Here is a 20,731-nt window from a genome sequence, read left to right on the forward strand (position 1 = left end):
TCGACTTAAACGTTCGTACGCGGGTTGTAAATATACTATAATCCCAACCCGCCTACCCCGAACAGTTACAGGAGTAGAGACGAAACAGACACGTATGAGCAACAGTGCGGGGAGTCCACGAAGTTCGGGCGGCGGCGAGAAAGACCCATTTGGCGATGCTGACGTCATGCCGATCGAGAAACAGCGACGAGCACACCAATTCCTCACGCAAGAAACCCGCTACCACATCATCCAAGCCGTGCTTGGGCATCCGAAGTACCTGACGACGCTCGACGAACTCGAGTACCTCGTGCCCAAGAATCGCTCCACCATCCGGGAGCACCTCGACCGACTTGCAGAGAAGCAGGTGATGGCGAAGTACAAATACCGCGGAGATGAGGCCGAGCATAACGACCCGCGGGAGTTTTGGGGATTCACCAGTTACGGAATCTCCCTCTTAGATGAGTACGGCTACCTCCGGTACGTTCCGGTTCTGCGTGCCCTACAGGAAAACCTCTATCTTACCGAGAAAATCGAGCGACATCAGGATGCGCCGCGGCCAGAGCTGCCAGAAGCCGTCAGTGATCCCCTCAAAATCCCAGAAATCGACGACGAAACGGAGGCGATTATCGATAGCGCGCTCGCTGCCCGAGAACGTGATGGCGGCCGACTCTTCGATGCCCCCCCTATTGAGCCGGATGAGAACGTCGAAACCAAAGACGGAGCAGACCGGCCTCTCGACGAACTCTTCTGATCGGTGTCGAATTTTTCTACTGGTCAACCCTGTACTGACCGCACACTGTCGAAATATTTCAGTAGTCGCGACCGAGTAACTGACCAGCATGGTCATGCGAATTCGGATCGGATCGGGCGACGACGATGATGACGACGAAAGCGAGTGGCCAGAAGCCGACACCGAAAACGGGAGGTGGGGCGAAGCCGGTGAGGACGAAGACGGCGAGGGCGACGACCAGTCGTGGATCCGTGCGATCGTGATCCCGCCCGATCTGGGTGGGCTGTTCGCTCGGCTCGCGTTCGCGTTCTTTCTGCTGACGATACTCTCCATGCTCGCGTTGGTCGCGGTCTTGCTCGTCGAGTCCGACGAACCGTTCGTGGATCAACCCCACCTCGAGGACCCGATCACCGGATGGGTATGGCTGCTGTCGCTCACCGGAACTGCGGTTTCGATGGTCGGGTACATCGCGTGGTCGTTCTGGAAACAGCGGCGACTCCGACGACGCTACCTGCAGGAGCAGCCGCCGAGCTACCGCGAGACGCCGATTTATAATCGTCCGATTCGGGCCTTCCAAATTGCGACCGCCGACAGTGACGAACTCGGAGAGTACGAAAAACAAGTCCAAAAGACGGTTACAGCTCTCGTACTCTGTGTTTTCGTCGGATACCTCCCCGGCCGAATCGCGTTGGACGTCGTATTGGGACTGTAATCGCTCGAGTCGCTGTCGGCCACCACAGAAAAAGGCTTTAACGCCACCGCCTCGTACACCGAGCAAATGGTACTCGACGATCTCGGGAGTTCCCTTCGGGGTACCCTCGATACACTCCGCGGGAAGTCACGGATCAGCGAAGAGGACGTCGAGGAGATCGTCAAGGAGATCCAGCGATCGCTGCTCTCCGCCGACGTCGACGTCTCGCTCGTCATGGAGCTGTCGGACAACATCGAACGGCGGGCGCTCGAGGAAGAGCCCCCCGCCGGGACCCCGGCACGCGATTTCGTCCTCCGCATCGTCTACGAAGAACTGGTCGACCTCATCGGCGAATCGACGGATCTGCCGCTCGAGGAGCAGACAATTCTGCTCGCCGGTCTGCAGGGATCCGGTAAGACGACCTCCGCGGCCAAGATGGCGTGGTGGTTCTCGACGAAGGGCCTCCGCCCCGCCGTCATCCAGACGGACACGTTCCGGCCCGGCGCGTACGATCAGGCAAAGCAGATGAGCGAACGTGCGGAGGTCGACTTCTACGGCGACCCCGACGGCGAGGACCCCGTCCAGATCGCCCGCGAGGGCCTCGAGGCGACCAGTGACGCCGACGTTCACATCGTGGACACGGCGGGTCGCCACGCGCTCGAAGACGATCTGATCGCCGAGATCGAACAGATCGAAGGCGTCGTCGAGCCGGACCGATCCCTGCTCGTCCTCGACGCGGCGATCGGCCAGGGCGCGAAAGAGCAGGCCCAACAGTTCGACGAGTCCATCGGCATCGACGGCGTCGTCATCACGAAACTCGACGGGACCGCGAAGGGTGGTGGCGCGCTGACGGCGGTCGATCAGACCGATTCCTCGATCGCGTTCCTCGGTACCGGCGAGGAGGTTGAGGACGTCGAACGCTTCGAGCCCGACGGCTTCATCTCGCGACTGCTCGGGATGGGCGACCTCGGCCAGCTCGCCGAACGAGTCGAGCGGGCGATGGCCCAGACGGATGTCGAAGAGGAAGACTGGGATCCCGAGGATATGCTTCAGGGTTCGTTCACCCTGAACGACATGCAAAAGCAGATGCAGGCGATGAACAACATGGGGCCGCTGGATCAGGTCATGGACATGATCCCCGGCTTCGGCGGCGGGATCAAAGACCAGCTCCCCGACGACGCGATGGACGTCACCCAGGACCGGATGCGCACCTTCAGCGTCATCATGGACTCGATGACCGACGCCGAGAAGGAGTACCCGAAAGCGATCGGTGCGAGCCAGGTCGAGCGGATCGCTCGCGGCTCCGGCACGGACGAGGATAAGGTCCGAGAGCTGCTCGAGCAGTACAAGATGATGGAACGGACGATCAAGCAGTTCCAGGGTATGGGTTCCGAAAAGGAGATGCAGCGCATGATGCAACAGATGCAACAGGGCGGTGGCGGCGGAGGCGGCGGCGGAATGGGCGGCATGGGTCCGTTCGGATAATTCTCACCCGCTCCTCGCCCGCTCTCGTCCCACCCGCTCGTTTTCACTCCGTCCATCCCATTTCTCACCGTTGCTGACGGCCGTCCAACACCTTCTGAAGCCAATTCGGCCATCAGTTTCTTACCCTCGTAGCAGCGTTCGTCAGTATGAATCGCCGCCAGTATTTCTCGACTGCGGGTAGTCTGGCCGTCCTCTCTTCTCTGGCCGGCTGTCTGGGTGGAATTATGGACGACGACAACGGAGAAACGCTTCCGGACGACCACCGCGCCGAAGAACGCAGTATCAATCGCGCCGTTGGTAACCTGAACAAAGCGGCAGTTTCTATCGAAGGCGCCGAAAGCGGCCTCGAGAACCCCGATGATGTCGACTTTTCGCCCTCGGAGCCTCGAGCGTTCATCGACACTGCACGAACCGAACTCGAGGGGATCGACGAATCGGATATCGTCGACGAGTTACGGAGTTATTCGAACGTTCTCGAGGCGATGGTCGACGTTCTCGAGACGCTCACCGACGATACGCTCGAGGAGGATATCGAGACGGTTTCCGAGGAAATGGACGGCGGTGATACGGCGACGGCCAACGACACGATCGAGACCCGAAGTGCGGAGACGGACGACGCTCGATTGAGCCACGACGAGGCGATGGAAATCCTCGATGCGCTCGACCGAGACGGTCTCGAGGACCACTCGATCGTCGAACTCGCCCGCGTCGAATCCGGGGCCGAAACGCTCGGAGAGGTACTCGGATCGTTCGAATCGCTGATTTCGGGATACGATTCGATGCTCTCCGGACACGAAAAACTTGACGAGGGAGAGAAACGATTCGACGCGGGCGAGTACGAACGCGCGGCAACGGCGTTCGATAACGCGAAAAGCTCGTTCGCTGACGCAGCGGAGACGTTCGGCGACGGCGAGTCCAGCGCTTCATCCGGTCTCGAGGGGTACTTTGACACCGCTACCTGCCAGAGCGGTCACCTTGAGACGGCCGCGACGGAGTTCGCCGACGGAGCGCGGGCCGCAGACGACGGGGACGTTCTCAGTGTACAACAACACCAAAGCGACGGAGAGGATGCGCTCGAAGCGGCCGAAAACTGTTAACTCAGGAATCGACCGGCCGGCCGTCCTCGGTCGGCGGCGCGACGTGATCGACGTACTCCTCCAGGCTCGGTTCCTCGACCCGGACTCGGACCGCGATTTCGCCGAGTTCGTCGGGCTCGCCGACCGAGAAGTTTATCCGGTTTTCGAACGCCGCCTGTTTTTTCAGCGCGAAACTGAAGGTCTGTCCCTCTCGGTTCGAAAAGAACTCGCCGCGAGCGGTGTCGAGGATTTCCTGTCGGTGCAGTAGCTCCGAGAACTGCTCGAGTGAGTGTGTTTCGCCCCTGATTTCTCCGAGGCTCTCCTCGAGTTCGGCGTTCGGAAAGATGTTCGACACGGCGTCGGCGACGCGGGAGGTAACCTCCGTGTCGTACACCGGTGCCGTGATCTCGACGTCGACGCGGTAGATTTCGGTTTGATTGACACTCATGAATTTTGCACCTGTCGTTCGCCGTCTCGAATGACGGTTCGGATCCGGTCGTGAAACGCCGCGAGCGTCTCGGCGTTCTCGACGACGACATCCGCTCGCGCCATCGCGTCGTCCATCCCGAACCCGCGTTCGCGTTCGTCGCGTGACTTGAGGCCTTCGCCCCCGTCGTCCTCGCTCGCGTCTCGCCCGCGCGTATCGATCCGTTCAGCGCGAAGATCGAACGGCGCTTCGATACTTACGAGCGTGAAGTCCGCGCCGAAGCGCTCCTCGAAGGCGTCGACCTCCACGCCCGACCGAATGCCGTCGACGAGGACGGCGTCGTGATCCTCGAGGCGATCCTCGATCATCGGCAGCGACCGTTCGGCGATCGCCGCCGGACCGTTCTCCTCGCGAAGCGCTTGCGCGACTGTTCCGTGGTCTTTCGCGGGGTCGAGCCCGCGGTCGGCGGTCTCCTGACGGACGACGTCGCCCATCGTCACGACCGGAATTCCCGCTTCGCGTGCGACGGTGGCGGCCTCGCCCTTGCCGCTGCCGGGCAATCCCACCGTTCCGATGACGTGCATCGGGAAAGAGTACAGGCGAGGACTGCATAAGGGCTGTGTCTCGCCCGCGATTCGGGGGCGGTTAGACTCGGGATCCGCATCGAGCAGTCGTCTTTCCCGTCTCGAGAGTCGCCCATTGTCCGTCTCGAATTCCTCGAGAGTTGCCCACAGAGAACGGATTGACCGACGAAGTTATTTCGAAGGAAGAGCTTCTGTTATCCCATGTCCCAGCATTCGTTTTTCGTCCGGGCGCTCTGGTTCGTCTTCATCGGCTGGTGGCTCACGCCGATCGTGGTCAATCTGGCCTGGTTCCTGAACGTTACCGTCGTCCTCGCACCGATCGGGATCAAACTTATCAACCTCGTTCCAACCGTGTTGACCCTCCAGGAGTCCCGTTCGTTTACCGAACCGGATCTCGCTCGCGGTCAGCACTCTCTGCTCGTCCGTGCGCTGTATTTCGTCTTCGTGGGTTGGTGGCTGAGCTTCCTCTGGGCGAACGCCGCGGCCATCCTCGCGATCACGATCATCGGGCTGCCGATATCGATCTGGTTGGCTAACCGGCTCCCGTTTGTCACCTCGCTCTATCGGTTCCACGGCTGAGGGAAATCCCAACTGCTTATGGCCTTTGGGGGGCGAAACGTACTCGAGGGCACGTAGCTCAGTCTGGATAGAGCGTCGGACTTCTAATCCGACGGTCGTGGGTTCGAATCCCATCGTGCCCGTGATTCTGCGACGAACGGACGTGAGGAGCGAATCACTCACCGAGATGGGATTCGAATCAGGCTGAGGTTCTGCGCGAAGCGCAGAACCTCAGCCGTGGTTCGAATCCCTTGTCCCTTTCCTCGCTATAACTCGCTCGAGCGATTTCCTCCATCCCCACTCGAGTGCTCTACATTCACGTTCCGCTTTGGTTCTCCCCGAGACACAGTTTTCTCGAGCAGTACGCCTCGAGAATCGCGTCTCTCCACGAACCTTTTCCCTTCCTCTCGTGGTCATAGAACCCATCATGTCCGGGGAAACCGCCGCGCCCGCCGACTCGAGAACGAGCAGCCATCCACGCGAACTTACTCGAGCGAGCGCCGCTTTGATGGCCGCCGGAATCCCGTTTTATATCGGCGGACTGCTGGTCATCCAGACCGATACGCCGCCGTCGTTGTCGCCGACGCTGGGAATGCTCAGTCACGCGCTGTGGGCGCTCGCAGTCGCGATTCTGGCGCTGGGTGTCGCTTCTTGTTACGGTGGGCCGAGCCACTCAGACGGGGTCTCGCGGGCTTTCTCTCCGTCGGAATCCTCGGTCTGGGTGTGCTTCACGGCCTGCAGTGGGTCACCTGGGCCTACGTAGACGTTCGGGCCGCTCGAGAGGGCGAACACGAGCTGGTGGTCGACGCGATTATCGTTCCGTTCGGTGCCGGTCACCTCCTCATGTACTGCGTCCTCTTGGGGAGCGCGATGGCGTTGCTGGGGTGGGCGCTCCGTCGGACACGAATCACACACCGATACGTCGGACCGGTCGGCGTCGTTCTCGGCGCGCTTACCGTGGCGTTGACAACGTACCCGCTCGTCGCCGCCTACGGGGGTGGCTCGGAAGGGCATATTGTGTTCGACCTGGCGACGCTCATGCTCCCGGTGTTGTATCTGTGGGCGATGGCGCTCGGCATCGATATCTATCGACGGCAGTAGCTCGAGGGTGCTTTGCTGGTGGATTGTGACGTTCTCTCGGACGGGCGAGCGTTTTTAGTGGATAACGAGGGAGGCTTGCTTAGCACTACGAGTCGGACGAACCTCCGCGGCACTTTCAAAAGGCGCTCGAGACCCAACTCTCTTGAGGTCGCACGCGCCTCGGCGATCGTTCCGCGTCACCCCTCGTCCGTCCGCAGGTGTTTCCACCAATGGATCTGAACGCACCTTCACTCGAGCGAGCGGCACCGTCGGACGAACGCGCAGTGAGTCCCGTCATCGGAATCGTTCTGATGGTCGGAATCACGGTCATCATGGCGGCTATAATCGCGGGATTCGTCATGGGGATGATTCCCGACGAACCGTCACAGCCGACGGTCAATCTCGAGTTTCACCAGCAGGACGGAACCGTGACGGTTGCCCACGCCGGCGGCGACGACTTCGATGCGGCGGGCGTGCGGATAACCGGAGACGGGATGACGGGTGAACTGCGTGCGACGACGAACAGTTCCAGTAGTAGCGTCGATGCAACTACCTGGGGTAATTCGACGTCGACCGGCGATTCGATCACGATCGCCGAAGATTCGGATGCTGGGCTCGACGACGACGGCGGTACGATTCAGCTCGTCTGGGACGCCGGCGACGGAAGCACACCCATGGATCGGTTCGAGTACGGTGGTGGCGGATAGTTCGAATGTCGGGGTTCAGCCACTGAACACCCCCCCCTCTCGAGTTTATTAGCTCCCTCGTGGTCCCTCTCACTGCAATGTCTCCAATGCTCTCAGACCGCGTCGCAGTCATCACCGGTGCATCAAGCGGGAATGGCCGAGCGATCGCTCGGCGATTCGCCGAGGAAGGTGCCGACATCGTAGTAGCGGATATCCAGAAGGATCCTCGAGAGGGCGGCGAACCGACCCGCGAACTGATCGACTCGGAGACGGACGCCAGCGCGACGTACGTCGACTGTGACGTCTCAAGCCAATCCGATCTCGAGGATGCCGTCGACGCGGCCGAGGAGTTCGGCGGCGTGGACGTGATGGTCAACAACGCGGGCATCTTCCACGGGGACGAGTTTCTCGAGGTCGACGAGGAGACGTACGGCCGAATGATGGATATCAACGTCAAGGGGACCTACTTCGGAGCGCAAGCCGCGGCCAAACGGATGGTCGAATCGGACGGCGGTTCAATCATCAACCTCTCGTCGGTAGCGGGACTCGAGGGATCGGCCGACTTCGTCACCTACTGCGGCACGAAGGGGGCGGTTCGGCTCTTGACCTACGCGATGGCCGCGAACCTCGGTCCGGAGGGGATCCGCGCGAACGTCATCCACCCCGGATTGATCGAGACGACGATGACGACCGAGGACGCCGAGATCATGGGAACCGAAGCCGAAGAGGGATTCGTTCAGGGGATCCCCTCGCGCCGCGCCGGCCAACCCGAGGATGTCGCCGACGCCGCGTTGTACCTCGCGAGCGACCTTTCGGGGTACGTCAACGGCGAGTCACTCGTGGTCGACGGTGGGATGACGAACACTCAGTAATCCGCGACCGCTCGCGCAAAAACTTCGATGAAAAAGCGCGACTCACCGTCGTTCGTCGCGGTGCTCCTCCTCGAGTACGTTAGAACCCGTCTCCACGGCTCGCGTTGCTCGGCGTTTCGACTCGAGGCCCTCGCGGGCTTAGACCTCGCCGTCTTCGAACTGGAACGTTCCATCACGCTGGACGACCTCACCATCAACCTCAATGAACGAATTTTCGCTCATATCCACGATCATATCGACGTGGACGGCGGACTCGTTTGCTTCGTTGTTCTCGCCGACGGTATCCTCATACGCTCGGCCGACTGCCATATGGACGGTGTCGCCCATCTTCTCGTCGAACAGCATATTGTAGGTGAACTGGTCGATATCCCGGTTCATCCCGATGCCCAGTTCGCCGAGGCGTCGGGCTCCGTCGTCGGTCTCGAGGACCTCGGTGAGCGTCTCCTCGTTTTTTGCCGCGGAGTGGGAGATCACTTCGCCGCCCTCGAACTCGAGGTATGCGTCCGTGATCTCTCGGCCCTGATGGTACAGCGGCATGTCGAAGAGCACCTCGCCCTCGACGCTGTCGGGAACGGGTGCGGTGAAGACTTCGCCGCCTGGGAGGTTGTTCTCGCCGTAGTCGTTGATCGTCGGATTGCCGCCGACGGACATGGTCACGTCGGTCGTCTCGCCGCTGACGATGCGGACTTCGTCGGCGGGGTCGAGGATCTCGACCATCTGCTGTTGGTGTTCTCGGACCTCTTCCCAGTCTTTGTTGACGGCATCCCAGACGTAGTTCTCGTAGGCCTCGGTGCTCATCTCGGCAAGTTGGGCGTTGGCTGGGGCGGGGTACTGCGTGAGACACCAGCGCTTCGAGAGCCGCTCCTCGAGGATCGGTTGCTGGGCCTGTCGGTAGGCGGCGCTGAGTTCCGGATCGACGTCGCTCGTCTGGGTGACGTTGTCGCTCGCTCGAATCGCGATGTAGACGTCCGTGTTCTCGATGAGTGCTTGCTCGTGTTCTGGCGTTTCGAACTCGACGTCCTCGGATTCGCTTCCGGCGGCTTTCAGAAACGCGCGTCGATTTCGGGTTCCGGTTCGCTGGCTCGTTGCGACGGGGTTTGCTCCTTTGTCGCCGATCACTTCGTGGAGGGCGACGACGAGGTCTTCGGCGACGGGATGGGCGTCGATAACGACGTTATCACCCGCCTCCATGTCGACGGAGTGGTTTGCGATGATCTCGGCGTGTTCGCGGATGCGTGGGTCCATGCCCGGATACTCGGACCCGGCCGTGAAAAACGGTTTGTGATCCGGTCAGCGACGCGTATCGGTTGTTGGGACCGGTAGATTCGGCGATACCGGTTCGGATCTCCCTCAGCCGTCTCCGACAGCGTTAGGGAGGATCCGCTTTCAGTATCCGGTATGATCGACCTCCGCTCGGATACCGTAACGACCCCCGACGAGGAGATGCGCGAGGCCGCCCGGACCGCCGATGTCGGCGACGACGTGTACGGCGAGGATCCGACGGTCAACGAACTCGAGGCGCGCGCCGCCGACCTGGTAAACAAGGAGGCCGCCCTGTACGTTCCGTCGGGAACGATGGGGAACCAGATCGCCGCCCGCGTCCACGCGGAACGCGGTCAGGAGGTGCTGGCCGATCGCAAGAGCCACGTCGTCAAGTACGAACTCGGCGGGTTCGCCCAGCACGCGGGGCTTCAGGTCCGGATGCTCGAGGCGAGTCCTCGCGGCGTCCCGACCGCAGAACAGGTCGCGTCGGCGTCCGTCGAGGAGGATCTCCATCGGCCGGGAACCGGCTTACTCTGTCTCGAGAACACGCACAACGCTCGCGGCGGCCTCGCCATCGCGCCCGAACGCATCGCGACGGCCGCCGACGCCGCTCGTCAACGCGGCGTGGCGGTCCACCTCGACGGTGCGCGGGTATTCAACGCGGCCACGTCGCTCGAGGTTCCCGCGACCCGTCTCACCGATCACGTCGACTCCGTCATGTTCTGTCTCTCGAAGGGACTCGGTGCGCCCGTCGGGTCGATGCTGGCCGGCAGCGAGGAGTTCGTCGAGCAGGCCAGACGCGTTCGCAAGCTCTTCGGCGGGGGGATGCGCCAAGCCGGAATCGTTGCGGCCCCCGGAATCTGCGCCCTCGAGAACGTTTCCGATCTCGAGACGGATCACGAGAACGCACGCGTGCTGGCCCACGGACTCGACGGTATCGGGGGTCTCGAGGTCGCCGAACCCGAGACGAACATCGTCATCGTCGATGTCTCGGAGCTGGCTGGCGATGTCGAGTCGGTGATCGACCGATTACGCGAAAACGAGGTCGGTGCGACGCCCTTCGGTTCGACGACGATCCGGTTTTGTACGCATCGTTCCGTTACTCGGGATGAGATCGAGCGTGCGGTCGATCGAGTAACGAAAGCGCTCGCCTGAGAAACGAACGACCGCATAGAACGGTCCGCTGTGATCACGCGGCTCCGCGTCTGGGGTGGGTTGTCCGACAGGTTCCTCTCACCGACCGCCGTCCATTCCATCCCGAAACTCGAGGATGGTTCGACGGACCAGCAGATACGAAAAGAAGATCAGCGACAGCAGTATCAGGACCACCACGATGATGACCGGGTCGTCGGGAAGAAATCCCAGCATAGCCGAGCCTACAGCGCGGCGGCGCAAAATCGTTTCGACCTCTCTCGAAGGTCTCCCGTCTGATATGTCTCGTGCTCCCGATCGGAAAACCTGGCGTTCTCGACGACGATCCCGCTAGCTAAAACTGGAATTTTAGCTTACCGCGGGTATTTTTCAGTGGGGAACGTAGTCGTATCTGTCCCGGTCGAAGCCCTTCGCAGCCTTCGGCTGTTCCCCCGTGACCGGGGCTCCTGTCCGCGGTCCCCGTCCGTCGGACCGACCACAGCCGGTCCGACCATTCGACCACCCCTACTCAGAGTCCACCCGGACTCTCTCTGCCTCGGACAACCGAGCTGAGTTCCCCGTTCTGCTGGTCCCCGCTGACGCTCCCGAATTGCTGTCTTGCTGTCTCACTTTCCAGCCCGGACAGAGGATCCGGTCGATCAGTCAGTCCTTTTTTCGCCGCCGAAGGTCTCGAGCACCGTTCCGTCGGTCTCGAGCAAGCGCCCTTCGAATCCGTCCGGTCCGGACTCGATCGTGGCGAACCCGGGTCTGTTTCCGCGAGGATCGGCGTGACTGCCGGGGTTGAGGAGGATGCCGTCCTCCGTTTCGACGACGACGGGTCGATGGGTGTGTCCGGAGATGACGATGTCGGCGTCCCGCGACCGGCCGAACATCGCGAGGCCCGTTTCGCCGCCGTCTCGACGATGCGTCACGGCGATTCGGAGTCCGTCGTATTCGACTGTTCGTGCGGTTGGCAGTCGATCCCGGACCGCGACCGAGTCGGCGTTTCCGTGAACCGCGTACAACAGGTCGCACTCGGATTGGAACGCTTCGAGCGCCGTTGCGCTCGTGAAATCACCCGCGTGGACGACGACGTCGGCATCGCGAGCCGCCTCGAGCGGGGCTCCCTCGAGTTGGTGGCCACCGGTGCTGTGCGTGTCGGAAAAGATCGCGATCATGAAGTCGCTACTGTATCAGGGACGACGAATGTTTCGTTCGCCCGAGAAGCCGTTCGTTTCGAACCCAATCATTCGACCCGGCCTACCAGTTTCTCGTCGTTCTTCTCGTACATTGCGACGACCGTCTCCCCCGACGGTGGTTCCGGCAGAATAGCGGTGACGGTCGTCTTCTCGAGGTCGACTTCGGAGGGGAGCTGGTCGTATCCTGTCGGCGTCTCGAGGCCGACTGCGACGTCCGTCGGGCTCGCTCCGGGCGGGAGCCCCGCGGGATCGTACTCGAGCGTAAGTTGAATCGCCTCGAGTCCGTCGACCCCTTCGAGACCGACGAGTTCGACCGGTTCAGTAAGCGCACCGTCGGGTGCTTCGCGATCGCTCTCGCGAATACGAATCGAGTCGGGGACCGTGGTAGCGACGATCGCGGCGTGTGCACGTTCGCGAACGGCGGCGTCTTCTCGTTCGCCGGTTCCCTGCTCACCGGTTTCTTTCTCCCGTTCTTCCGAACCAAGCGCCGCCGGTCCGTCGTCCTGATACTCGAGGGCGATTTCGTGAACGTCGGTCGGGTCGTATCCGGGGATTGCCATGGTTTGCCGTCAGCGTGGCGGGGTAGTAGGGTTGGTGCGTGCGTACGCCGGGTTTCGACGTCCTCGAAGCGGGACGTTTCGTTCCGAATCACCTGGGAGAAGGGCTTCTTCCGCCACGCTGTAAGCTTCGCCGGTCGAACGGGTGTCGAACCGAGACGAATCCTTTTATCGGAGTGGGGACGTATCACTCATCGTGGCCGAGACTGACGGGTACATGCGCTTTTTCCCCTACGAAGAGCCGTACGATAACCAGCGTGAGGCGATGGAGCGGATGTACAACTCGCTCGTGCGCGGACAAGATGTCCTCTTCGAAGGTGCCTGCGGAACGGGCAAGACGTTGTCCTCGCTCGCACCAGCCCTCGAGGTCGCCCGCGAGCAGGACAAGACGGTCGTCATCACGACGAACGTCCACCAGCAGATGCGCCAGTTCGTCGCGGAAGCTCGAGCGATTTCAAACGAAGAGTCCATTCGAGCGATCGTGTTCAAAGGAAAGTCCTCGATGTGTCACATCGACGTCGGGTACGAGGAGTGTCAGGCTTTACGCGATAACACCCGGTCGCTCGTCGAGACGGAACGGGATCGCGAACAGCTAGAGCAACGCCAGCAGGAGCTTCTGGCCGAAAGCCGGGAGGGCAACGAGAGCGCGGCGGAGGCCAGAAGTGCGGTGATGGACGAACTCGAGGAACTCGAGGACGATATCGAAGACATCGACGACCAGAACGTGTGCGAGTACTATCACAACAACCTCACCGAGAACACCGAGGACTTTTTCGGCTGGCTGTTCGAGGACGTTCGAACGCCCGACCAAATTTACGAGTACGCCGACGAGCGGAAACTCTGTGGCTACGAACTTTTGAAGGAGGGGATCGAGGGCGTCGATCTGGTCGTCTGTAACTACCACCACCTCCTCGATTCGGGGATCCGCGAGCAGTTCTTCCGCTGGCTCGGGCGGGATCCCTCGGACGTGATCGCCGTCTTCGACGAGGCGCACAACGTCGAGGACGCCGCGCGCGAACACGCGACCCGAACCTGTACCGAACGGACCTTCGAGTCCGCGCTGGACGAACTCGCGGACACCGACGACCCGCTGGCCGAGGACGCGGCCAACGTCATCAGCGCGTTCGGAACCGCACTCGTCGACACGTACGAGGAGTCGTTCGGCTTCGGCAAGCGAGAGCGGATCGACGAGAACTGGGAGGACGTGCCTATCAGCAGCGACGACGGACGAGACGACCTTACGATCGCCTTCCTGCAACGGTACTCCGGTCAGGGCATCGATTCGGATCTCGAGATGGCGCTGAAACTCGGAAAACGACTCGACGAGAAGTATGCGGAGCAGTACCGAGAGGGAGAGACGGCGACGCGAACGGAGTGTCAGACGTTACAAGCGGCGGCGTTCGTCAGCGCGTGGATGGACGAGGGGGCGAACCAGGGATTGTACCCCGTCGTTTCGGTCCGCCAAGACGCGGGAACCAGCGAGGTCTACGGCCGTGCCGAACTGTACAGCTGTCTCCCGCGACAGGTAACGGGCGAGCTGTTCGAGGAAGTACACTCGACCGTCTTGATGAGCGCGACGCTCCAACCGTTCGACGTGACCGGAGACGTGTTGGGTCTCTCCGAACCGGTGACGATGGCCTACGGCCTGCAGTTCCCGGAGGAAAATCGTCGAACGTACGCCGTCGAGACGCCGCCGCTTTTCTCCTCGGATCGCGACGATCCGGCCGTTCAAGAGACCGTCACGGAGACGATCCACAACGCGGTTCGGCTCACGCCCGGCAACACGCTCGCCTTTTTCCCGAACTACAACGAGGCGACGCGGTACGCGGACCGACTCGAGCAGCGGGTCCCCGCCACATCAGTCTACAAGGACGAGCCGGGCGTGTCGGTCGAAGAATTGCGCCAAAAATTCGTCGCGGACGACGATGCCGTATTATGCACGTCGCTGTGGGGGACTCTTGCGGAGGGGGTGAGTTTCGACGGGGACGACGCCACGACGGTGCTCGTCGTCGGCGTCCCGTACCCGCACCTCGACGACCGGGCCGAAGCGGTTCAGGAGGCCTACGACGCCGCGTTCGACGGCACCGATACGGGCTGGCGATACGCCGTCGAAATTCCGACGGTAAGAAAAACCAGACAGGCGCTCGGCCGGGTGATTCGATCGCCCGAAGACGTCGGCGTGCGCGTCCTGCTCGATCGACGGTACTCGTCTCGAGCGAAGTCCGACCTCGGCAAGTACAGCGTCAACAGCACGTTCCCGCTCGAGGAACGCGAAGAGCTGATCGATATCGATCCGGAGAAACTCAAGTTCGCAATGCTAAACTTCTACGCGGATCACGATCGGTACGACGGCGAGGCGCCGGCGCCGTGAACTGAGACGCGTTTCGGTTCGTCCACCGCTTGCTCATTCGATCGTGATGTCTGCGGTACCGCTCGTGACGACCGCGAAGTGCGTGCCCTCGTTCTCGATGGTAACATCGAACGTCTCCTCGTCCTCGATACTCCACGTGCCGATGGGGCCCTCATCCTCGTGTTGGATCTGGAACCCGAGCGAGTCTCGTTCCGCCTCGATGTCCTCGTTTTCGTCGTCGCCGGGTTCTGCGATCTCCTGAACGTCGACGGTGACGGTTAGTTCGGCTCCTTCGTCCGCTTCGAACTCCGCTCGCTCTTCGTCGTCTAACGTGGTATCGACGCCACCGCCGCCTAACACTCCCCCGCAGCCGGCCAGTGGGGTGATCGCTACGATCGCCAGAAACGCTCGTCGGTGCATACAGTCAAATTTTGACACCGGCGTGTAATACTTTCTGGCTATTTTCTGACCCGATCAAACCAATCAGGGATTCGTTCAGGCCGGCAACGAGACTCGACTCACCGGTAACTTGTCCGTCCCGTCCCAGAACTCGAGGCCGTCGACCGTCCACGTGATCGGCTCGATCTCCCGTGAGGCGAGCCGTTTTGCATCTTCGAGATCGCCGCCGCGGGCGAGCGTGATGTGCGGGACGTAATCCGCTCCCTCGAGTCCGTCTACGGGTTCGAATGCGCTAGTCAACTCCCGATGGATCGACTCGAGTCCGGGGCTTTCGACGGCCAGATAGACGACCGGAGCGGTTCCAAGCGGTGGATCCGCGAAGTAGTCGATGCTTGTAATCCGTGCCTCGACGGCCGGCGTTCCCTCGAGTGCACGGTTAAATCGGTGTTGTAACTGCGAGATGTGATCGGCGTCGCCGAGTCGCTTAAGTACCATCGAGTGCTCCTCGCGAGTCGTCTCGAAGGCCTGCAGCGAAGGATAGAGATCGGACGCGAGCTTTCGAACCTGACCGGGAACCGGGACGTTGACGCTGTACACGTACTCGCCGGTTCGATTCGGTGCCGTATCAGTGTTCGGTTCGCGCTCGTTTTGGGTTCGGTTCGGTGGATGGTCGATCGCTAATGGAGCGCTATATCATGTCGAGCAGCCAGAGGATGATCAGGACGATTGTGCCCAACAGCAGGATCGGCATGAGAGCCTGGATCCAGCCGACGACCATACTAGCGATAGAGAGGACGAGCCAGATTGCGAGCAGTCCGAGGACGATTTTCAGCAGCGTTTCGACTTCGATGTTACCTCTCGTATCGATCATACGTTCACCTTGGCATGACTGTCTCATAAGCACTGTGTCGTCTGAGTCGGAAAGACCTATTTAGGCGGCCATACCATCACCGTACAATGGTCGGGAAGGGGCTTCGAGCCCTGGTTTGTGTGCTCGTGGTAACAGGTTTGTTGCTCGTGGTGGGCCCGTCAGCAGCTGCGATGTCGGAGACGTCGACAGCCCCGTCACCGACACTGCAGGAAGCGGCTGACGAAGAACTGACGCTCGACGACGCCGACACGATTAGTACCGAGATACAGCTCGAGCCGAACGGTAATGCTACCGTCTTTGTCGACTACCGGTACCAGATTGGGAACGATAGCGAGGCCGAACAGCGGTGGGACGAATTAGCGGACGATGTCGATTCGAACTCTGAAACGTATATAGACGAAGAATCCGACCGCTGGCAGAACACGCTTGAGGAAGGAGAGAACGCAACGGATCGCGAGATGAGTCTCTCGTCGTTCCAGGTCGAAACGGATGAGAGTTCGACTCCACGCGAGTACGGTCACGTCGAGTTCGCGTTCGTGTGGGACTCATTCGCATATGTCGAACTGAACCGTATCGAGGCGGGTGACGCACTGGAAGGGTTCATGTTCGACGACGATACCGAACTGCAGATGTCCTGGCCCGAAACGCACAACGTAACTGCGGTTGATCCGGAGCCAGATACGCTCAACGACAACTGGGTGATGTGGGACGGTGACAGCGCTGGATCCGACAGTCATCCGCCACAGATCGAACTCATCGAGGAAGGGGCCTCACAAGACGAGTCTCCACCCGCCAATGGCGATACGGAAGTTCTTCCGGTAGATGGTCTCGTTGCCGCACTCATCCTCGTCGCCGCTGGGACGATCGCAGTCGTTGCAGGATGGCTGTTTAGACGCGACGCCGACGATTCGGCGACCGATTCGGATATCCCGTCAGAATCATCGGAGTCGGCGACGGTCGACTCCGGTCAAGTGACGATGCCACCTCCGGATCTCTTGAGCAACGAAGAGCGCGTCCTGCGCTTGCTCGAGGAACGAGGCGGCCGACTCAAACAGCAACAAGTTGTTTCGGAACTCGAGTGGACCGAGGCCAAGACGAGCCAAGTTGTTAGCGGACTCCGTGAAGACGGCGAAGTCGACGTCTTCAGGATCGGTCGTGAGAACGTGCTAACGTTGCCCGAGGAGAGCGAAGACGACGGTTCCGAAACTGAAGCATCCAAATAGTGTCCGTAATCGTTCGATACGAGACTCATCTCGTTCGTTTTAACCTTCCTCGCTTGCTTTGGTTACTATCAGCGTCTACAACTCGGCTTCCGTAACATTTGCCCGGCAAGGAGGATTTAAGGGACTCGAGTGTGTTACACCAAGCAATGAGCAACCTCGTCGGTAGTTCGGATTGCGACTCCGCAACCGACAGGTTCGTCCCACGGCGGCGGCCGCGGCGGGCCCTTTGAGCCCGTACTATTTCATTCCCACAAGTCCCGATGTTTTCCACACCCTCGAACTCTCGATTTCGTAGTTAGCAGGCGCTCTATCTTAATTTTACGGAACTTAAACCAACGAACTTAAGTCTCCCCTTCCGTTCCACTCGAGTACGATATGACACGTGTGGCACTTGCGTTTTCGGGCGGACTGGACACGACCGTCTGTGTCCCGCTGCTCGAGGAAGAGTACGGATACGACGACGTCATCGGCGTCACCGTCGATGTCGGTCAGCCGGCCTCCGAGTTCGACGAGGCCGAAGAGACGGCCGACGCGCTCGGCCTCGATCACTACGTCGTCGACGCGAAGGAAGAATTTGCACAGCTCTGTCTTGAAAGCGTTCGCGCGAACGCGACCTATCAGGGATACCCGCTTGGAACCGCCCTCGCTCGCCCGGTGATCGCCGAGGCGATTCTCGAGGTCGCAGAGGAAAACGATTGTACCGGCATCGCCCACGGCTGTACGGGCAAAGGAAACGATCAGCTCCGATTCGAAGCGATCTGGCGCGACTCGGATCTCGAAGTCATCGCGCCCGTGCGTGAGCTCGGTCTCACCCGCGAGTGGGAACAGGAGTACGCCGACGAGAAGGACCTCCCTGTCGAGGGCGGCAGCGGCGGCGACTGGTCGATCGACACGAACCTCTGGAGTCGCTCGGTCGAAGGCGACGAACTCGAGGATCCGAGCTACGTTCCGCCGACGGAGATCTACGAGTGGACCGAGGACCCGACCGGCGAAACCGAAGAGATCGAAATCTCCTTCGAGCAGGGGTACCCCGTCGGGATCGACGGCGAGGAGTACGACGCCATCGATCTGATCGAGACGCTCAACGAGCTCGCCGGCTCCTACGGCGTCGGTCGCACGGACTCGATGGAAGACCGCATGCTCGGTCTCAAGGTTCGCGAGAACTACGAGCACCCGGCCGCGACGACGCTGCTCAACGCCCACGAAGCGCTCGAGGGGCTGGTCCTCACGCAGGAAGAGCGCCAGTTCAAACAGCAGATCGACCAACAGTGGTCCCAGAAGGGCTACGAGGGGTTGATCGACGCGCCCCTCGTCGACGCGCTCGAGGCGTTCATCGCCGAAACCCAAAAACGCGTCACCGGAACGGTGACGATCCGCTTCGAGGGCGGGAAGGCCCGTCCGGTCGCTCGCGACAGCGAGTACGCCGCGTACTCGGCTGCCCACGCTTCCTTCGACACCGAAACGGTCGGTAAGATCAAACAGGAAGACGCGACTGGGGTCGCGAAGTACCACGGCTTCCAGCGCCGTCTCGCCAACGCCGCGATCGAAGACATCGGCGGCGACGCCGTCTCTCTCGCGACGGACGGCGGCGAAGACGACGATTCGACCGAGGAGTAAGTATGACAGGAGAGAACGCTGACGACGGGACACTCGACGGCGGTAACGGGTGCGCTACGGACGAGACAGCCGACGCGGTCGACTCGACCGAGACAGCCGCCGCAGACGCGTCGACCGGCGGCGACGCCGTCGTCCGTCGAGACCGATTCAGCGGCGGCCCCGCACGGAGCTTTCTCTCCTCGCTGGCGGCGGACGAACGCATCTTCGAGGCCGACCTCGAGGTCGACCGCGCGCACGTCGTAATGCTCGCCGAGTGCGGAATCGTCGAGTCGGATATTGCGGGCGAGATCCTCACGGCGCTCGACGCGATCGAAGTCGAGGGCCACGGAAACTTACCCGACGGCGAGGACGTTCACGAGGCGATCGAGACCGCTGTCATCGAGCAGATCGGTCCCGATGGCGGGAAGATGCACACCGCCCGCTCGCGCAACGACGAGGTGGCGACCTGCATCAGGTATCGTCTCCGTGAGGACGTTCTCTCGGCGCTCGAGACGACCTTCGCGCTCCGTGAAGCCTTACTCGAGGTGGCGGCTGAACACACCGAGACGACGATGCCGGGTTACACGCACCTTCAGCCGGCCCAGCCGATCACGGTGGCACACTGGGCGCTCTCTTACGAGAACGCGGTGCGCCGCGACACGGCTCGGCTGGTGGATGCGTATGGCCGAATCAATCAGTCGCCCCTCGGCGGCGCGGCCTTTGCAGGAACCACGTTCGACATCGACCGCGAGCGGACGGCCGACCTGCTCGGCTTCGAGGCCGTTCTCGAGAATTCGATGGACGCCTCCTCAAGTCGGGATTTCCTGCTCGAGACGACCCAGGCGCTGTCGACGCTCGCGACCACACTATCGGGGCTTGCTGAGGACGTGATCATCTTCGCGAACCGCGGCTTCGTTTCCCTTTCGGACGATTACTCCTCGACGTCGTCGATCATGCCCCAGAAGAAAAACCCGGACACGCTCGAATTGGTTCGCGCGGTCGCGGGCGACGCTGCCGGCGAGGTGCAGGGACTGACGACGACGTTGAAGGGACTGCCGCGCGCGTACAACCGCGACTTACAGCGCGCCACGCCCCACGCCTGGGAAGCGGTCGACGCCGTCACCGAGGCGACTGACGTTGCGGCGGGTGCGGTCGCGACTGCGGAGTGGAACGAAGCCGCGCTCGCCGACGAAGCTGGTGCCGGCTTTTCGACGGCGACCGGCGTCGCGGATCTGCTGGCGGCGAACGGGCTGCCGTTTAGAACCGCACACGAGGTCGTCGCACACGCGGCCGAAGCCGACTCCTCGGACGAATTCGAGGCGATCGAAGCCGCCGCCGCGGACGTATTAGGGGAGCCACTCGAGACGTACGTCGATCCCGACGCCGTCGAGGCGGCGCTCGACCCGACCGGAAGCGTGGCCAGTCGAGATTCGCAGGGCGGTCCCGCACCGGCGGCGATCCAGCCTCAACTCGAGTCCGGCCAGACCGCGCTCGAAGCGGACAACGAGGAACTCGACGAACTCGAGGACCACCTCGAAAGCGCACACGAATCGCTTCGCGAAGAGGTGAGTGAGTATGTGTGACGCGATTTCGACACGCCGTCCGGGTGACTCCTCTCCAATCGGCCTCACGGCCCCCTCATTCCGGCCGCCCCCACGGGGGCAACTCATACCTAAATAGTGATATATCGGCTTGGATATTCCTGAAAAAGACACGTACACACCGTTAGTGTGGTGTGCAGTATTGTAATTGTGCTGTTAGGTTCGACAGGTTTAAGGGTAATCACCTCCCAGTTGCGAGTACAATGACCGAATGCGTCGAGTGTGGGGCAGACGTCGCCCTTCACGACGATCTGGAAGTTGGAGAGATCGTTGACTGTACGACCTGTGGAGCAGAGCTGGAAGTCGTCGACACCGCGCCGCCAGTCCTCGAACGGGCCCCGGAGCTCGAAGAGGACTGGGGTGAGTAACC

At 61.4% G+C, this 20,731-nt stretch carries 24 protein-coding genes and 1 tRNA gene; 16 read left to right on the forward strand and 9 right to left on the reverse strand.

Annotated features, from left to right (window positions below; translation table 11 throughout):
• The first annotated feature begins 94 nt into the window (after positions 1 to 94).
• The 4 genes from ACZ5C7_RS08955 (at position 95) to ACZ5C7_RS08970 (ending at position 3,985) form a co-directional block, all read left to right on the forward strand.
• A complete protein-coding gene (locus ACZ5C7_RS08955; protein ID WP_464375985.1) occupies positions 95 to 733 on the forward strand; it encodes a hypothetical protein in 639 nt (212 codons plus the stop codon).
• 88 nt (positions 734 to 821) lie between these two features.
• On the forward strand, positions 822 to 1,424 hold the full coding sequence (locus ACZ5C7_RS08960) for a hypothetical protein (RefSeq protein ID WP_464375986.1): 603 nt from the start codon (positions 822 to 824) through the stop codon (positions 1,422 to 1,424).
• A gap of 66 nt (positions 1,425 to 1,490) precedes the next feature.
• Positions 1,491 to 2,888 (forward strand): signal recognition particle protein Srp54, encoded by a 1,398-nt coding sequence (locus ACZ5C7_RS08965; protein ID WP_464375987.1) that lies wholly within the window; start codon positions 1,491 to 1,493, stop codon positions 2,886 to 2,888.
• Between the two features lie 146 nt (positions 2,889 to 3,034).
• Positions 3,035 to 3,985 carry a hypothetical protein gene (locus ACZ5C7_RS08970; protein ID WP_464375988.1) on the forward strand — a complete coding sequence of 317 codons (951 nt, stop codon included), beginning with the start codon at positions 3,035 to 3,037 and terminating at the stop codon, positions 3,983 to 3,985.
• Between the two features lies 1 nt (position 3,986).
• On the opposite strand, the gene ACZ5C7_RS08975 is transcribed toward ACZ5C7_RS08970, so the two are convergent.
• Together ACZ5C7_RS08975 and ACZ5C7_RS08980 are read right to left on the reverse strand one after the other, a co-directional pair.
• On the reverse strand, positions 3,987 to 4,412 hold the full coding sequence (locus ACZ5C7_RS08975; protein ID WP_464375989.1) for an RNA-binding domain-containing protein: 426 nt from the start codon (positions 4,410 to 4,412) through the stop codon (positions 3,987 to 3,989).
• A complete protein-coding gene (locus ACZ5C7_RS08980; RefSeq protein WP_464375990.1) occupies positions 4,409 to 4,975 on the reverse strand; it encodes an AAA family ATPase in 567 nt (188 codons plus the stop codon). Before ACZ5C7_RS08980 ends, ACZ5C7_RS08975 begins: the two co-directional genes overlap by 4 nt.
• A 201-nt stretch (positions 4,976 to 5,176) precedes the next feature.
• Here ACZ5C7_RS08980 and ACZ5C7_RS08985 point away from each other — a divergent pair, with 201 nt between their 5' ends.
• The 6 genes from ACZ5C7_RS08985 (at position 5,177) to ACZ5C7_RS09010 (ending at position 8,171) form a co-directional block, all read left to right on the forward strand.
• On the forward strand, positions 5,177 to 5,554 hold the full coding sequence (locus ACZ5C7_RS08985; protein ID WP_464375991.1) for a YccF domain-containing protein: 378 nt from the start codon (positions 5,177 to 5,179) through the stop codon (positions 5,552 to 5,554).
• 47 nt (positions 5,555 to 5,601) lie between these two features.
• Positions 5,602 to 5,676, forward strand: a tRNA-Arg gene (locus ACZ5C7_RS08990).
• Between the two features lie 284 nt (positions 5,677 to 5,960).
• Complete coding sequence (locus tag ACZ5C7_RS08995; protein ID WP_464375992.1) at positions 5,961 to 6,296, forward strand: hypothetical protein; 336 nt, start codon at positions 5,961 to 5,963, stop codon at positions 6,294 to 6,296.
• A complete protein-coding gene (locus tag ACZ5C7_RS09000; protein ID WP_464375993.1) occupies positions 6,257 to 6,634 on the forward strand; it encodes a hypothetical protein in 378 nt (125 codons plus the stop codon). The genes ACZ5C7_RS08995 and ACZ5C7_RS09000 overlap by 40 nt, the downstream gene beginning before the upstream one ends.
• A 209-nt stretch (positions 6,635 to 6,843) precedes the next feature.
• Positions 6,844 to 7,320: a type IV pilin domain-containing protein gene (locus ACZ5C7_RS09005; RefSeq protein ID WP_464375994.1), complete on the forward strand. Its 477-nt coding sequence runs from the start codon at positions 6,844 to 6,846 to the stop codon at positions 7,318 to 7,320.
• A gap of 77 nt (positions 7,321 to 7,397) precedes the next feature.
• Positions 7,398 to 8,171 carry an SDR family oxidoreductase gene (locus ACZ5C7_RS09010; RefSeq protein WP_464375995.1) on the forward strand — a complete coding sequence of 258 codons (774 nt, stop codon included), beginning with the start codon at positions 7,398 to 7,400 and terminating at the stop codon, positions 8,169 to 8,171.
• A 138-nt stretch (positions 8,172 to 8,309) separates the two neighbouring features.
• Here ACZ5C7_RS09010 and ACZ5C7_RS09015 read toward each other — a convergent pair whose 3' ends face one another.
• Entirely contained in the window at positions 8,310 to 9,416 is a 1,107-nt protein-coding gene (locus ACZ5C7_RS09015; RefSeq protein ID WP_464375996.1) for an aminopeptidase, read from the reverse strand.
• 153 nt (positions 9,417 to 9,569) lie between these two features.
• Between ACZ5C7_RS09015 and ACZ5C7_RS09020 the strand changes: the two genes are divergently transcribed.
• Entirely contained in the window at positions 9,570 to 10,589 is a 1,020-nt protein-coding gene (locus tag ACZ5C7_RS09020; protein WP_464375997.1) for a threonine aldolase family protein, read from the forward strand.
• A 78-nt stretch (positions 10,590 to 10,667) separates the two neighbouring features.
• Here the strand turns inward: ACZ5C7_RS09020 and ACZ5C7_RS09025 are convergent, their stop codons facing one another.
• From ACZ5C7_RS09025 to ACZ5C7_RS09035, 3 genes are all read right to left on the reverse strand, one after another.
• The gene (locus tag ACZ5C7_RS09025) at positions 10,668 to 10,802 is read right to left on the reverse strand and encodes a DUF7859 family protein (RefSeq protein ID WP_283836856.1); all 135 of its coding nucleotides are present in this window, start codon (positions 10,800 to 10,802) and stop codon (positions 10,668 to 10,670) included.
• 422 nt (positions 10,803 to 11,224) lie between these two features.
• A complete protein-coding gene (locus tag ACZ5C7_RS09030; protein WP_464375998.1) occupies positions 11,225 to 11,743 on the reverse strand; it encodes a metallophosphoesterase in 519 nt (172 codons plus the stop codon).
• Between the two features lie 68 nt (positions 11,744 to 11,811).
• Entirely contained in the window at positions 11,812 to 12,324 is a 513-nt protein-coding gene (locus ACZ5C7_RS09035; protein WP_464375999.1) for a hypothetical protein, read from the reverse strand.
• 193 nt (positions 12,325 to 12,517) lie between these two features.
• Between ACZ5C7_RS09035 and ACZ5C7_RS09040 the strand changes: the two genes are divergently transcribed.
• Positions 12,518 to 14,692 (forward strand): ATP-dependent DNA helicase, encoded by a 2,175-nt coding sequence (locus ACZ5C7_RS09040; protein WP_464376000.1) that lies wholly within the window; start codon positions 12,518 to 12,520, stop codon positions 14,690 to 14,692.
• Positions 14,693 to 14,725: 33 nt separating this feature from the next.
• On the opposite strand, the gene ACZ5C7_RS09045 is transcribed toward ACZ5C7_RS09040, so the two are convergent.
• From ACZ5C7_RS09045 to ACZ5C7_RS09055, 3 genes are all read right to left on the reverse strand, one after another.
• Positions 14,726 to 15,091 (reverse strand): hypothetical protein, encoded by a 366-nt coding sequence (locus ACZ5C7_RS09045; protein WP_464376001.1) that lies wholly within the window; start codon positions 15,089 to 15,091, stop codon positions 14,726 to 14,728.
• A 75-nt stretch (positions 15,092 to 15,166) separates the two neighbouring features.
• The gene (locus tag ACZ5C7_RS09050) at positions 15,167 to 15,667 is read right to left on the reverse strand and encodes a 2'-5' RNA ligase family protein (RefSeq protein WP_464376002.1); all 501 of its coding nucleotides are present in this window, start codon (positions 15,665 to 15,667) and stop codon (positions 15,167 to 15,169) included.
• Positions 15,668 to 15,758: 91 nt separating this feature from the next.
• Positions 15,759 to 15,941: a DUF7554 family protein gene (locus ACZ5C7_RS09055; RefSeq protein WP_464376003.1), complete on the reverse strand. Its 183-nt coding sequence runs from the start codon at positions 15,939 to 15,941 to the stop codon at positions 15,759 to 15,761.
• An 86-nt stretch (positions 15,942 to 16,027) separates the two neighbouring features.
• Between ACZ5C7_RS09055 and ACZ5C7_RS09060 the strand changes: the two genes are divergently transcribed.
• The 4 genes from ACZ5C7_RS09060 (at position 16,028) to lysW (ending at position 20,729) form a co-directional block, all read left to right on the forward strand.
• Positions 16,028 to 17,164, forward strand: a complete 1,137-nt coding sequence (locus ACZ5C7_RS09060) for a helix-turn-helix transcriptional regulator (RefSeq protein ID WP_464376004.1) — start codon at positions 16,028 to 16,030, stop codon at positions 17,162 to 17,164.
• A gap of 375 nt (positions 17,165 to 17,539) precedes the next feature.
• Positions 17,540 to 18,781: an argininosuccinate synthase gene (locus ACZ5C7_RS09065; RefSeq protein ID WP_464376005.1), complete on the forward strand. Its 1,242-nt coding sequence runs from the start codon at positions 17,540 to 17,542 to the stop codon at positions 18,779 to 18,781.
• A gap of 2 nt (positions 18,782 to 18,783) precedes the next feature.
• Positions 18,784 to 20,343, forward strand: coding sequence for an argininosuccinate lyase (gene argH, locus ACZ5C7_RS09070; protein WP_464376006.1), 1,560 nt, complete (start codon positions 18,784 to 18,786; stop codon positions 20,341 to 20,343).
• A gap of 221 nt (positions 20,344 to 20,564) precedes the next feature.
• Positions 20,565 to 20,729, forward strand: coding sequence for a lysine biosynthesis protein LysW (gene lysW / locus ACZ5C7_RS09075; RefSeq protein ID WP_049951598.1), 165 nt, complete (start codon positions 20,565 to 20,567; stop codon positions 20,727 to 20,729).
• Positions 20,730 to 20,731: the final 2 nt, after the last annotated feature.

This window comes from Halostagnicola alkaliphila (genome assembly GCF_055379965.1).

What these genes read in the sequence shown, in the direction of transcription:
- ACZ5C7_RS08955 (WP_464375985.1), top strand. Translation starts at nt 95, where the DNA reads ATGAGCAACAGTGCGGGGAGTCCACGAAGTTCGGGCGGCGGCGAGAAA.
- ACZ5C7_RS08960 (WP_464375986.1), top strand. Translation starts at nt 822, where the DNA reads ATGGTCATGCGAATTCGGATCGGATCGGGCGACGACGATGATGACGAC.
- ACZ5C7_RS08965 (WP_464375987.1), top strand. Translation starts at nt 1,491, where the DNA reads ATGGTACTCGACGATCTCGGGAGTTCCCTTCGGGGTACCCTCGATACA.
- ACZ5C7_RS08970 (WP_464375988.1), top strand. Translation starts at nt 3,035, where the DNA reads ATGAATCGCCGCCAGTATTTCTCGACTGCGGGTAGTCTGGCCGTCCTC.
- ACZ5C7_RS08975 (WP_464375989.1), bottom strand. Translation starts at nt 4,412, where the DNA reads ATGAGTGTCAATCAAACCGAAATCTACCGCGTCGACGTCGAGATCACG.
- ACZ5C7_RS08980 (WP_464375990.1), bottom strand. Translation starts at nt 4,975, where the DNA reads ATGCACGTCATCGGAACGGTGGGATTGCCCGGCAGCGGCAAGGGCGAG.
- ACZ5C7_RS08985 (WP_464375991.1), top strand. Translation starts at nt 5,177, where the DNA reads ATGTCCCAGCATTCGTTTTTCGTCCGGGCGCTCTGGTTCGTCTTCATC.
- ACZ5C7_RS08995 (WP_464375992.1), top strand. Translation starts at nt 5,961, where the DNA reads ATGTCCGGGGAAACCGCCGCGCCCGCCGACTCGAGAACGAGCAGCCAT.
- ACZ5C7_RS09005 (WP_464375994.1), top strand. Translation starts at nt 6,844, where the DNA reads ATGGATCTGAACGCACCTTCACTCGAGCGAGCGGCACCGTCGGACGAA.
- ACZ5C7_RS09010 (WP_464375995.1), top strand. Translation starts at nt 7,398, where the DNA reads ATGTCTCCAATGCTCTCAGACCGCGTCGCAGTCATCACCGGTGCATCA.
- ACZ5C7_RS09015 (WP_464375996.1), bottom strand. Translation starts at nt 9,416, where the DNA reads ATGGACCCACGCATCCGCGAACACGCCGAGATCATCGCAAACCACTCC.
- ACZ5C7_RS09020 (WP_464375997.1), top strand. Translation starts at nt 9,570, where the DNA reads ATGATCGACCTCCGCTCGGATACCGTAACGACCCCCGACGAGGAGATG.
- ACZ5C7_RS09025 (WP_283836856.1), bottom strand. Translation starts at nt 10,802, where the DNA reads ATGCTGGGATTTCTTCCCGACGACCCGGTCATCATCGTGGTGGTCCTG.
- ACZ5C7_RS09030 (WP_464375998.1), bottom strand. Translation starts at nt 11,743, where the DNA reads ATGATCGCGATCTTTTCCGACACGCACAGCACCGGTGGCCACCAACTC.
- ACZ5C7_RS09035 (WP_464375999.1), bottom strand. Translation starts at nt 12,324, where the DNA reads ATGGCAATCCCCGGATACGACCCGACCGACGTTCACGAAATCGCCCTC.
- ACZ5C7_RS09045 (WP_464376001.1), bottom strand. Translation starts at nt 15,091, where the DNA reads ATGCACCGACGAGCGTTTCTGGCGATCGTAGCGATCACCCCACTGGCC.
- ACZ5C7_RS09055 (WP_464376003.1), bottom strand. Translation starts at nt 15,941, where the DNA reads ATGATCGATACGAGAGGTAACATCGAAGTCGAAACGCTGCTGAAAATC.
- ACZ5C7_RS09060 (WP_464376004.1), top strand. Translation starts at nt 16,028, where the DNA reads ATGGTCGGGAAGGGGCTTCGAGCCCTGGTTTGTGTGCTCGTGGTAACA.
- ACZ5C7_RS09065 (WP_464376005.1), top strand. Translation starts at nt 17,540, where the DNA reads ATGACACGTGTGGCACTTGCGTTTTCGGGCGGACTGGACACGACCGTC.
- argH (WP_464376006.1), top strand. Translation starts at nt 18,784, where the DNA reads ATGACAGGAGAGAACGCTGACGACGGGACACTCGACGGCGGTAACGGG.
- lysW (WP_049951598.1), top strand. Translation starts at nt 20,565, where the DNA reads ATGACCGAATGCGTCGAGTGTGGGGCAGACGTCGCCCTTCACGACGAT.